This window comes from Polaromonas sp. CG_9.11 (assembly GCF_015752225.1).
Taxonomy (GTDB): Bacteria; Pseudomonadota; Gammaproteobacteria; order Burkholderiales; family Burkholderiaceae_C; genus Polaromonas.
Genome location: NZ_JADOVE010000017.1, coordinates 100,362 through 111,118 on the forward strand (window position 1 = coordinate 100,362; position 10,757 = coordinate 111,118).

Consider the following 10,757-nt stretch of genomic DNA (forward strand, 5'->3'; position numbering starts at 1 on the left):
CCTGCTAGGTGATGTCGGCCAGGCGGTACTGCTTGATGTCGCTGTCCTTGTTGTTGTTTTGCGCGCTGCTCTCGGCGTCGCCGCCGGCTTGAAGGCGAAAAACAATGGTTTTCCCCATGATCTGCAGCCGCACCTCGGGAAAGCTGTTGGCGGTCTTGATGTAGTAGCAGTCCTTGTGCTTCCAGTGAAACAGCGTGTCGGCGCCGTCGTAGTCGGCTTCGTAGGGCACCTTGAAAGCGCTGGTGGCGCGGGCGTTGTAGCCAAAGTCGCCGTTTTGGTAGTACAGCTCGAAGTAGTTCAGCAGGTAGTTGTAGAGCTGGGCTTCCAGGTGGCTGGTGCTGTAGGACTGGGTTTGCAGCCAGCGGTTGAGGCGGGCCTGGGTGTTTTCAAGCTGCTCTTCGTATTCCGCGCCTTGAAGGATGGTGGTGAGCTTGGCTTGCAGGGCGGGGTTTTGGGGGCTGGCGGCCACGGCGGCCCAGGCGTCCTTGGCCTTGATGCCCAGCATTTCGCAGCGGTTGGCCAGCCACTGGCGCTCGTCTTCGGTGTCGGCGCCGCGAATCGATTCGAGTTCGCGGGCCACGATGTGTTTGAGGTCTTGCGTGCCCTAGCCGCTGATGAACTGCTCGATGTAGGTGCGCTTGAGGCGCAGCACCTTGAACAGGCCAAAGTCCAGCTCTTTGTGGTCTAACTGGAACATCTCGCGCAGCAGGTTCTGGAACTGGGAAAAAGGGGTCAGGGGAGCGGGCATGTCGGGTTCTCGTGTTCGCGGTTTTTGCCTGCGGTGGATTCATTCAGTGCCGTCCATCGGTTCGGCGGCTCCCGCAGGCCAGGGCGTGATGTGCAACCCGCGATGGTAACAAGCACGCCGACAGCGCCTGCGATGTAAATCCTGTATATACTTTATATACTTTATATTTTCAAGGAGAAACTGCATGCGGACCCGAGTTTTTAAAAGCGGCAATTCGCTGGCCGTGCGCATTCCCAAAGAACTTGGCTTTGTGGACGCTGCGCAGGATGTGGAGGTCGAGCGTGTGGGCAACACGCTGGTGCTGCGGCGGGTGGCAACGGAAACCATTGGTGACTTGACAGAAATACTGGCCGCTTTCCCTCCGAGTTTCATGGCCGAAGGCCGCGAGCTCCATGAAGAGCAAGAACGCGACTGGAGCGGATTTGGCAATGCGAGCCCCCACAAGGCGCAAGGCTAAGCCATGCGCTTTCTGCTGGACACCAACATTTGCATCTACTTGCTCAAGGCCCATCCGCCGCAAGTGCTTGAGCGCTTCAAGGTCACGCCCCTGGGCCACGTTGTGATGTCGGTCGTCACCTATGCCGAGCTTCGGCATGGCATTGAACGCACCCCCGCAGAAGACCGAGCCGCAGCCCGCCATGCCTTGCAACGCTTTGTTGCACGCGTGCCGGTGCTGCCCTTTGATGAAAGCGCGGCTGAAAGCTATGGCGTGCTCGCTGCCGCCGTGCGCGACCGCCGCCGGGACACCATGGACCGCCTGATTGCCGCCCACGCGGTGAGCGTCGGCATCATCCTGGTCACCAACAACGAGGCCGATTTCAAGGACTACCCTGGTCTGGTGGTCGAAAACTGGGCGCGTGCTGCCTGAACTCCTTTGCACCCGGATGCTGGCAACGGCCGATGCTGGTTTCCCGTGCCGTGAATGGAAAACGGCACCCGAAGGTGCCGTTTCTATGGATTTACAAGTCAAATAGCCTGCTAGCGCTTGCAGCGCCTACGTACGCAGCTATTCAATTCATAGCAAATCACCTCAACCGAATCAAGCAGCCCGAGCCTTGACTTTCAGGCGCCAGGCGTGCAACAGCGGCTCGGTGTAACCGCTCGGCTGCGCCAGGCCCTTGAACACCAGATCGCACGCCGCCTGGTACGCCGCCGACGTGTCAAAGTGCCCGGCCATCGGCTGGTACAGCGCGTCGCCGGCGTTCTGGCCGTCGACCACGGCGGCCATGCGCTCGAAGGTTTCGGTGATTTGCGCTTGGGTCACCACGCCGTGCAGCAACCAGTTGGCCATGTGCTGGCTGGAAATGCGCAGCGTGGCGCGGTCTTCCATCAGCGCGACGTTGTGGATGTCGGGCACCTTGGAGCAGCCCACGCCCTGGTCGATCCAGCGCACCACGTAGCCCAGGATGCCCTGCGCGTTGTTGTCGAGTTCCTGCTGCTTCTCAAGCACTGACCAGTTCGGCGTGCTAGTGACGGGAATCGTCAGCAGGCCGTTCAGAATCGTGTCGCGTTCGGCGTTGGCGTCGATCTTTTCCAGCTCTTTTTGCACATCGGACACCAGCACCTGGTGGTAATGCAGCGCATGCAGCGTGGCAGCGGTTGGGCTGGGCACCCAGGCGGTGTTGGCGCCGGCTTTCGGGTGGCCGATTTTCTGCTCCAGCATGGCGGCCATCAGGTCGGGCATGGCCCACATGCCCTTGCCGATCTGCGCCTTGCCGCGCAGGCCGCAGGCCAGGCCGGTCAGCACGTTGTTCTTTTCGTAGGCGGCAATCCAGGCGGTGGTCTTCATGTCGCCCTTGCGCAGCATCGGGCCGGCCTGCATGGCGCTGTGCATCTCGTCGCCGGTGCGGTCGAGGAAACCGGTGTTGATGAAGGCGACGCGCGCTTCGGCTTCGGCAATGCAGGCTTTCAGGTTGACGCTGGTGCGGCGCTCTTCGTCCATGATGCCGAGTTTCACCGTGTTGGCGGGGAGGCCCAGCAGGCTTTCGACGCGGCCGAACAGTTCGCTGGCAAAGGCGACTTCGGCCGGGCCGTGCATCTTGGGCTTGACGATGTACACGCTGCCGGTGCGCGAGTTCTTGATGCCGGGCTGGCCTTGGCGCTTCAGGTCATGCATGGCGATGGTCGTGGTGACGACGGCGTCCAGGATGCCTTCGGGAATCTCCTTGCCGTCTGCGTACAGGATGGCCGGGTTGGTCATCAAATGGCCGACATTGCGCAGGAACATCAGCGAGCGGCCGTGCAGACGCACTTCGCCATTGCCGTTGGCGGCGGTGTATTCGCGGTCGGGGTTCAGGCCGCGCGTGAAGGTCTTGACGCCGCCCTGGGCATCTGTTTTCGTGACTTCTTCGGTCAGCGTGCCCTGCAGGATGCCGAGCCAGTTGCCGTAGGCCAGCACCTTGTCTTCGGCATCAACCACGGTGACCGAGTCCTCCAGGTCAAGAATCGTGGACAGGGCGGACTCGATCACCAGGTCGCTGATGCCGGCCGCATCCAGCTTGCCGATGGTGGTGGACCGGTCGATGATGATGTCGATATGCAGGCCGTTGTGCACCAGCAGCACCGATGTGGGGGCCGTGGCATCGCCCTGGTAGCCGACAAACTGGGCCGGGTCCTGCAGCCTGGTGCTGCCGTTTTCCATGGCAATGACCAGCTGGCCGCCTTCCATGCGGTAGCCGGTCGCCTCCTTGTGCGAGCCGCTGGCCAGCGGGGCGGCCTGGTCGAGCAGGTTGCGGGCGAAGGCAATGACCTTGCCGCCGCGCACCGGGTTGTAGCCCTGGCCTTTTTCAGCGCCGTCGGTTTCGGGAATCGCGTCGGTGCCGTAGAGCGCGTCATACAGCGAGCCCCAGCGCGCATTGGCCGCGTTCAGCGCATAGCGCGCGTTCAGGATCGGCACGACGAGCTGCGGGCCGGCCTGCACGGCGAGTTCGGCATCGACGTTAGCGGTGGTGATGGCAACCTGGGCCGGCTGCGGTACGAGGTAGCCGATGCCTTCGAGGAAAGCGCGGTAGGCCGGCATGTCGGCGACGGGGCCGGGGTGGGCCTGGTGCCAGGTGTCCAACTCTAGCTGCAGGCGGTCGCGTTCGGCCAGCAGGGTGATGTTTTTCGGCGCCAGGTCGGCGACGATGGCGTCAAAACCGGTCCAGAATTTGTCGCGGTCCACGCCGGTGCCGGGCAGCACCTTGTCGTTGATGAAACGGTAGAGTTCGGTGGCGACGTGCAGGCCGTGGGCGGTGGTGCGTTCGGTGTTGGTGGTCATGGGAAATTCCTTTTAAAAACAGAAAAGATGAAAAAACCGGGTTAATTGCGGGGTGGCCAGCGGCCGGCTCAGCCCAGCGTCTTGTAAAAATAATAAACCGTCAGCGCGCTGCCCACCGCAATCACCATGCGGCGCAGCCACGGACCCTGGATTTTGCGCGCCATGCGGGCGCCCCAGTAGCCGCCGAGGGTGGCGGTCAGCACCATCACCAGCGTGTGCGGCCAGCTGACCGCGCCGGCGACGATGAAGGTCACCACCGTCACGCTGTAGATCACCGCCGAGAGGAGGTTTTTCAGCGCGTTGATGTGCTGCACGTCTTCATGGCCGCCAATCGCCAGGCTGGCCATCATCAAAATGCCCATGCCGGCGCCGAAGAAGCCGCCATAAACCGACACCAGCAGCTGCACGAACCAGCCGATGGGCGAGCCGGCGCCATGCGCCGTGCCGACGGGTTCAGCCTGTGCAGGGCGTATCCGTTTCAAGGCGGTTGACAGCTGCGGGCTGAAGGCAAACAGCCCCGTGGCAAAGGCCAGCAGCCAGGGAATCAGCGCGGCAAAGCGCGCATCACCGGCCGCCAGCAGCAGCAGCCCGCCGGCCGCGCCGCCCAAAAACGAGGCCATGCCCATGGGCAGAAGGTAGCGCTTGTAGCGCGCCAGTTCCTGCCGGTAGGCCCAGGCGCCGCTCAGGCTGCCGGGCCACAGCGCCACCGAATTGCTCGCGTTGGCGACCACCGGCGGCAAGCCCACGGCCAGCATCGCCGGGAACGAGAAAAATGTGCCGCCGCCCGCCATGGCATTGACCGCGCCGGCGGCAAACCCGCCCGCGCCGATCAGCGCCACGTCCCAAGGCGTCACGCCTGCGTGCTTTCAAAGGGCAGCGCCAGCACATCGCGCAGGCTGGCGCCGGTGTACAGCGGCTGGGTGCCGAGTTCCTCAAACGGCAGCTGGTAGCGGTTGACCCACAGCGTCTGGTAGCCAAACCAGGTGGCGGCCAGCGCGTCCCAGCTGTTGCAGCTGACAAAGGCGGTTTGCTGCACCGGCAGGCCGGTCGCCTGCGGCCCCAGCGCATAGGCGTCGGGATGGGTCTTGTACTTGCGGATGCTGTCCACGCTGATGACATGGTCGAGCAGGTCGTCCAGCCCGGCGGACTTGACCGCCACGGCGAGCATGGCCGGGTCGCCGTTCGACAAAATGCCGGTGACGATGCCGCGCCCTTTCAGCGCCTGCAGCACCTCGCGGTTTTCAGGAAAGGCGGTCAGGCAGCGGTACTGGTTCATCAGCTGCTCTTCGTGCCCGCTGCGCAGGTCCAGACCGAGCCGCTTGCAGGCATAGCGCAAGGCGGCGCGGGTCACGTCCCAGAAAGGCTGGTAGTGCGCGCCGTGGCTGCTGGTGCTGACCAGGTGGGTGTATTCAATCTGCTTGTCGCGCCACATGACGCCAAGCGCCTGGCCGCGACCGGGAAACAGCTGCTCGGCCCGCAGGCCGACGCTGTACACGTCGAACAGCGTGCCGTAGGCATCGAACAGAACGGCACGCAGGGGCGGGCGGCTGGGGGTGCGGTTTTTTTCCATGTCGCTACTTTATTTGATCCCAGGGCAAAGATTAATAGACTGAAATGTTCTTTATCTGTGACCTTCATGAAAGTAATGGGCGCTTGCAGCCCAGCCTTTCCCGCTTTCCTCCTTCTCCCTGCGGGAGAAGGAGCATGAAAAAGCCGGCAGCCGTGATGAAACCGGTTTTGACCGCATATGGGCAACAATGCCCGGGCAATTCCCACAGCTGCCCTCCACACGACCTTCTGAAATCAACCGCCTGCCCGATCCCCAACTCCTCATCAGCGAAATCGGCCCTCGCGACGGCCTGCAATCGGTCAAGGCCTGCATGCCGACGGCCGACAAGCTGCGCTGGATCGACGCCCTGTATGCCGCCGGCGTGCGCGAGATCGAGGTCGCTTCCTTCGTGCCGGCCCGGCTGCTGCCGCAGATGCGGGACGCTGCCGAGGTGGTGCGCCATGCCATCACCCTGCCCGGCTTGAGCGTGATGGCGCTGGTGTCCAACCGGCGCGACGCCGAGGCGGCGCTGGCCAATGTGCGCAAGACACGCGAAGAGATGGTCGAGGAAGTGCGCATCATTTCGGCCCTGCGCCAGGACCTGGCGCCGCATGTCGGCCTGGAGGTCGGCATTTCGACCGCCTTTGGCTGCACGCTGCAGGGCGCCGTGGCCGAGGACGACGTGATCTGGCGGGCCGCGCAGTGCGTGGCCGCCGGGGCTGACGAGGCGGGCCTGTCGGACACCGTGGGTTACGCCAACCCGGCGCAGGTGCGCCGACTGTTCCGGCGCACCTGCGCGCCGAGATCGGCCGGCACGCGGGCGCCGCCCACCTGCACAACACACGCGGCCTGGGCCTGGCCAACTGCCTGGCGGCGTATGACGAAGGCGTTCGCACCTTTGACGCCTCGCTGGGCGGGCTGGGCGGCTGCCCGCATATGCCGGGCGCATCGGGCAACGTCGTGACCGAAGACCTGGTGTTCATGTTCGAGGCCATGGGCTTGCGCACCGGCATCGACCTGGACAAGCTGATCGCCGCGCGGGCGCCCCTGAAGGCCGGCCTGCCCCGGGGTTTTGTGCAAGGCGCCCGCATGCCAGCGCCCGCCAGCCCGGCGCTTGAAGCCCGGCCAGCCGGGGACATGCCGCTGCCCTACGCCGGCATCCGCGTTGTCGAATTCACCCACATGGTGATGGGGCCGACCTGCGGCCTGCTGCGGGGCGACCTGGGCGCCGAGGTCATCAAGGTCGAGCCGCCCGAGGGCGACAGCACGCGCCGCCTGCTGGGCTCGGGCGCCGGCTTCTTCCCGACCTTCAACCGCAACAAGAAAAGCCTCACGCTCGACCTGAAGACGCCCGAGGGCTTGGAAGCGGCGCTGCGCCTGGTCGCCACCGCCGACATCGTCAGCGAGAACTTCAAGCCCGGCACCATGAAAAAGCTCGGCCTGGATTACGAGACGCTCAAGCAACGCCACCCGCGCCTCATTTACGTCAGCCACAAGGGTTTTCTGCCCGACCCCTACGACCACCGCACCGCGCTGGACGAGGTGGTGCAGATGATGGGCGGGCTGGCCTACATGACCGGCCGCAGCGGCGACCCGCTGCGCGCCGGCACCAGCGTGAACGACACCATGGGCGGCCTGTTCGGCGCCATCGGCGCGATGGCCGCGCTGCGCCAGCGCGAGTTGACCGGATGCGGCATGGAGGTGCAGTCGGCGCTGTTCGAGAACAATGTGTTCCTGGTTGGCCAGCACATGATGCAGTTCGCCGCCACGGCCCAGGCCGCCGCGCCCATGCCCAGCCGCATTTCAGCCTGGGGCATCTACGACGTGTTCACCGTCAAGGACGGCGAACAGATCTTTCTGGCCGTGGTCAGTGACAGGCAGTGGGCAATTTTTTGCAGGGCCTTTGCACTGCAAGAGTTGCTGGCCGACCCGCGAATGGATGATGCCGCTGCTGCGCGCGCACCTGGCCGGGCGCAGCGCGGCCGATCTGGGCGCGGTGTTCGAGGCCGGCGAACTGCCGTTTGCGCCCATCGTGCGGCCTGAGCAACTGTTTGACGACCCGCACCTCAACGCCACCGGCGGGCTGGCGCCGGTGCGCATGAACGACGGCAGCGAGTCCAGGGTGCCGTTGATGCCCTTCACGCTGGGCGGCCGGCGGCCCGGCCTCCGGCTGCAGCCGCCACTGCTGGGCGAGCACAGCCGCGAACTGCTGCGGGAACTCGGCTATGGCGACGAGGACATCGCCGCTTTCCAGGCGGCCCAGACCCGGCCTTGAGGCGGGCCATCCCCGGCAGCCCGAAGAACTGGCCGCCTCGCCGCATAATTCGCGTCCATGGCCAAACTCAAGCAGCTCGAATCCTTTGTTTCCGTGGTTGCGCGCGGCAGCCTCACGGCGGCGGCGCTGGCCGAAGGCGTGGCGCCGGCCATCATGGGCCGGCGGCTCGATGCGCTGGAAGAGCGCCTGGGCGTCAAGCTCTTGGTGCGCACCACGCGGCGCATCACGCTGACGCACGAGGGCAGCGCGTTTTTAGAGGACTGCCAGCGCCTGCTGGCCGACCTGGCGAACGCCGAGGCCAGCGTGTCGGCCGGCGGCGTCAAGGCCAGCGGCCACCTGCGCATCACCGCGCCGGCCGGCTTTGGCCGGCGCCATGTGGCGCCGCTGGTGGCCCGGTTTCGCGCGCAGCATGCCGACGTGACCATCACGCTGAACCTGAGCGACCGGGTGGTGGACGTGGCCGGCGAGGGCTTTGACTGCGCGGTGCGCGTTGGCGACATGCCCGACTCGTCGCTGGTGAGCGTGCGGCTGGCTGACAACCGGCGGCTGTGCGTGGCCACGCCGCGCTATTTGAAGCAGCACGGCATGCCGCAGCATCCCAATGAACTGTCCCGGTTCGACTGCCTCACGCTGTCGAGCGACGCCTCGCAGACGCGCGGCTGGGCGTTTCGCGTTCCGCGCAGCGCCCTGGGGCAGCAAAGTGAAGGCATGCCCGCGAACGCGCAGCCTGGCGGTGACACCGAGATCATTCACCTCAAGCCCGGCGGCCCGCTCGACTGCTCGGACGGCCAGGTGCTGCACGACTGGTGCCTGGCCGGCTACGGCATTGCCTGGCGCAGCACCTGGGAGGTCGAGTCTGAAATTGCGGCCGGCCGGCTGGTGGCGGTGCTGGAAGACTTTGCCGCGCCGGCCAACGGCATTTACGCCGTGTTTCCGCAGCGCAAGCACCTGCCGCTGCGGGTGCGGCTGTGGATCGATTTCCTGAAGCACCACTACAGCCAGCCGGAATTCTGGCGGCAGTGAGGCAAAGGGACGCGCCGGGAATCAAACGTATGCATCAAAAAAGGCCTAGGCGCCTGCCTGCACTGCATAAGCAGCTATTTTTTTAATAGCAGCTCCGGAAAAACCCTAAACCAGCCCGGCCAGCAGCCACAGCGCGGTGCCCCACATCATCAGCGCCACCAGTCCATCGAGTGCGCGCCAGATCCACGGCGCGGTCAGCCGGCGGCCCAGGCTCCACATGGCCACGCCCAGGGCCACGAACCACAGCAGTGAGCCTGCCGCAGCGCCCAGGCCGAACACGGCGTTGTCAGGCCGGGCATAGGCCAGCGAGGCAGTGCCCATCAGCACGGCGGTGTCCAGCCAGGCATGCGGATTGAGCCAGGACATGGCGACGGCCAGGCCCACAGCGCGGCGGCGCGACATGCCTGGCCCGGCGTCTTGCCTTGCGCCCGGCACGGCTGGCGCCGCAGGCCGCACAAAGCGCTGCATGGCCTGCGCGCCGTACAGGAACAGCAGCACGGCGCCGGCGCCCGTCAGTGCGCCCAGCACCTTGGCGGGCAAGCCGCCGAGTTGCGCCAGCCCGCCGACGCCAACGGCAATCAGCGCCACATCGGTCACGACGCAGATCGCCACGGTCAGCCACAGGTGCTCGCGCCGCAGCCCCATGCGCATGACATGGGCGTTTTGCGGGCCAATGGCCATGATCAGCGACAGGCTCAAGGCCAGGCCAGCGAAGAAAGCCGGGGCGGTCAGGATATTCATGGTGAGACAAGGCCAGGGGTGGGTTGCGGGAACGCCGACGGTGCAGGCGCCTGGCCAGTGTCGCCAATCCGGCCCGTCAATTAAATGGATTTAACTAAAATTGGCTTTACTCAATAAAAACTAAAGTCAGCACATGCTCGATGTCCGGCAACTCGAAGCCCTCGCCGCCGTGATTGAAGGCGGCAGTTTTGGCGCGGCCGCCAAGGCGCTGAGCCTGACGCTGGCGGCGGTGTCACTGCGCATCAAGTCGCTCGAAGCCGCGCTCGGCCAGCGGCTGCTGGTGCGCGGCAAGCAGGTCCGTGCCACGCCGGCCGGCCAGGCGCTGGTCGGGCATGTGCGGCAATTGCGCCTGATGGAGGCCGACCTGATCGCCGGCCTGCCGGGCGCCGATGCGGGCGCGGCGGCGCCCCTGCAGAGCCTGAGCGTGGCGGTGAACGCCGACTCGCTGGCCAGCTGGTTCTTGCCGGGCGTGGCGCCGGCGCTGCAACAGCACCGCCTGCTGCTCGACGTGGTGGTCGACGACCAGGACCACACCCATGGCGCGCTGAAAAGCGGCGACGTGACCGGCTGCGTCACCACGCTGGCACACGCCATGCGCGGCTGCGTGGCCGAGCCGCTGGGCATCATGCGCTACCGTTGCGTGGCCGCGCCAGCGCTGGTGGGCGAATGGGGCAGCGCGCTGCCGCACCGCATGCTGCGCAGTCCGGCGGTGATCTTCAACCGCAAGGATGCGCTGCAGGATGCCTGGCTGGCGCAGCATTTCAATTTGCAGGGTGCGCTGTATCCGCGCCACTTCGTGCCGGCGGTCGATGCTTTCGAGCTGGCGCTGGAACTGGGAATGGGCTGGGGCATGGTGCCCGACCTGCTGCTGCGGGCACGCGCCGGGCGGGCGCCGCTGCACGAAGTCCTGCCAGGCCATCCGGTCGACGTGGTGCTGTACTGGCAGCACTGGGCGCGCGAGCCGCTGGCCGCCGAGCGCCTGACGCAGGCCATCAAGCAGGCCGCGCGGCATTGCCTGCTGCAAGGCTGAAGCGCCAACCTAGCGACCTCAGCGACCCTATTTCACATCGCGGATTCAAGAACAAACTGCATCGTTAAGGAAACGGGTGGGCCAAGGGCATATAGCATGCGTCCTTCAGACCAGCCAGTCGAAAGAAACGCG

The 10,757-nt window shown here is 65.5% G+C and carries 10 protein-coding genes and 2 pseudogenes; 6 read left to right on the forward strand and 6 right to left on the reverse strand.

Annotation, left to right across the window (positions count from 1 at the left end):
• Window positions 1–4: 4 nt before the first annotated feature.
• Both IWX85_RS14640 and IWX85_RS14645 read right to left on the reverse strand, forming a co-directional pair.
• Window positions 5–580, reverse strand: a complete 576-nt coding sequence (locus tag IWX85_RS14640) for a hypothetical protein (protein WP_036808424.1) — start codon at window positions 578–580, stop codon at window positions 5–7.
• A gap of 24 nt (window positions 581–604) precedes the next feature.
• On the reverse strand, window positions 605–748 hold the full coding sequence (locus IWX85_RS14645) for a hypothetical protein (protein ID WP_196870222.1): 144 nt from the start codon (window positions 746–748) through the stop codon (window positions 605–607).
• 184 nt (window positions 749–932) lie between these two features.
• Between IWX85_RS14645 and IWX85_RS14650 the strand changes: the two genes are divergently transcribed.
• Both IWX85_RS14650 and IWX85_RS14655 read left to right on the forward strand, forming a co-directional pair.
• Window positions 933–1,205: an antitoxin gene (locus tag IWX85_RS14650; protein WP_036808420.1), complete on the forward strand. Its 273-nt coding sequence runs from the start codon at window positions 933–935 to the stop codon at window positions 1,203–1,205.
• 3 nt (window positions 1,206–1,208) lie between these two features.
• Window positions 1,209–1,616, forward strand: a complete 408-nt coding sequence (locus tag IWX85_RS14655) for a type II toxin-antitoxin system VapC family toxin (protein ID WP_196870223.1) — start codon at window positions 1,209–1,211, stop codon at window positions 1,614–1,616.
• 171 nt (window positions 1,617–1,787) lie between these two features.
• Here the strand turns inward: IWX85_RS14655 and IWX85_RS14660 are convergent, their stop codons facing one another.
• The 3 genes from IWX85_RS14660 to IWX85_RS14670 form a co-directional block, all read right to left on the reverse strand.
• On the reverse strand, window positions 1,788–4,007 hold the full coding sequence (locus IWX85_RS14660; protein ID WP_196870224.1) for a malate synthase G: 2,220 nt from the start codon (window positions 4,005–4,007) through the stop codon (window positions 1,788–1,790).
• Between the two features lie 68 nt (window positions 4,008–4,075).
• Complete coding sequence (locus tag IWX85_RS14665) at window positions 4,076–4,861, reverse strand: sulfite exporter TauE/SafE family protein (protein WP_036808414.1); 786 nt, start codon at window positions 4,859–4,861, stop codon at window positions 4,076–4,078.
• Window positions 4,858–5,577, reverse strand: coding sequence for a haloacid dehalogenase type II (locus IWX85_RS14670; protein ID WP_051984221.1), 720 nt, complete (start codon window positions 5,575–5,577; stop codon window positions 4,858–4,860). The genes IWX85_RS14665 and IWX85_RS14670 overlap by 4 nt, the downstream gene beginning before the upstream one ends.
• Window positions 5,578–5,764: 187 nt before the next feature.
• Between IWX85_RS14670 and IWX85_RS14675 the strand changes: the two are divergent.
• The 3 genes and pseudogenes from IWX85_RS14675 to IWX85_RS14685 form a co-directional block, all read left to right on the forward strand.
• Window positions 5,765–6,639, forward strand: a pseudogene (locus IWX85_RS14675) (hydroxymethylglutaryl-CoA lyase); the annotation flags it as partial.
• Window positions 6,640–6,693: 54 nt separating this feature from the next.
• A pseudogene (locus IWX85_RS14680) lies at window positions 6,694–7,831 on the forward strand (CaiB/BaiF CoA transferase family protein).
• 57 nt (window positions 7,832–7,888) lie between these two features.
• Window positions 7,889–8,854 (forward strand): LysR family transcriptional regulator, encoded by a 966-nt coding sequence (locus IWX85_RS14685; RefSeq protein WP_036808411.1) that lies wholly within the window; start codon window positions 7,889–7,891, stop codon window positions 8,852–8,854.
• Between the two features lie 105 nt (window positions 8,855–8,959).
• Here IWX85_RS14685 and IWX85_RS14690 read toward each other — a convergent pair whose 3' ends face one another.
• On the reverse strand, window positions 8,960–9,595 hold the full coding sequence (locus tag IWX85_RS14690) for a LysE/ArgO family amino acid transporter (protein ID WP_196870225.1): 636 nt from the start codon (window positions 9,593–9,595) through the stop codon (window positions 8,960–8,962).
• Between the two features lie 133 nt (window positions 9,596–9,728).
• Between IWX85_RS14690 and IWX85_RS14695 the strand changes: the two genes are divergently transcribed.
• Window positions 9,729–10,625 carry an HTH-type transcriptional regulator ArgP gene (locus IWX85_RS14695; RefSeq protein ID WP_196870226.1) on the forward strand — a complete coding sequence of 299 codons (897 nt, stop codon included), beginning with the start codon at window positions 9,729–9,731 and terminating at the stop codon, window positions 10,623–10,625.
• Window positions 10,626–10,757: the final 132 nt, after the last annotated feature.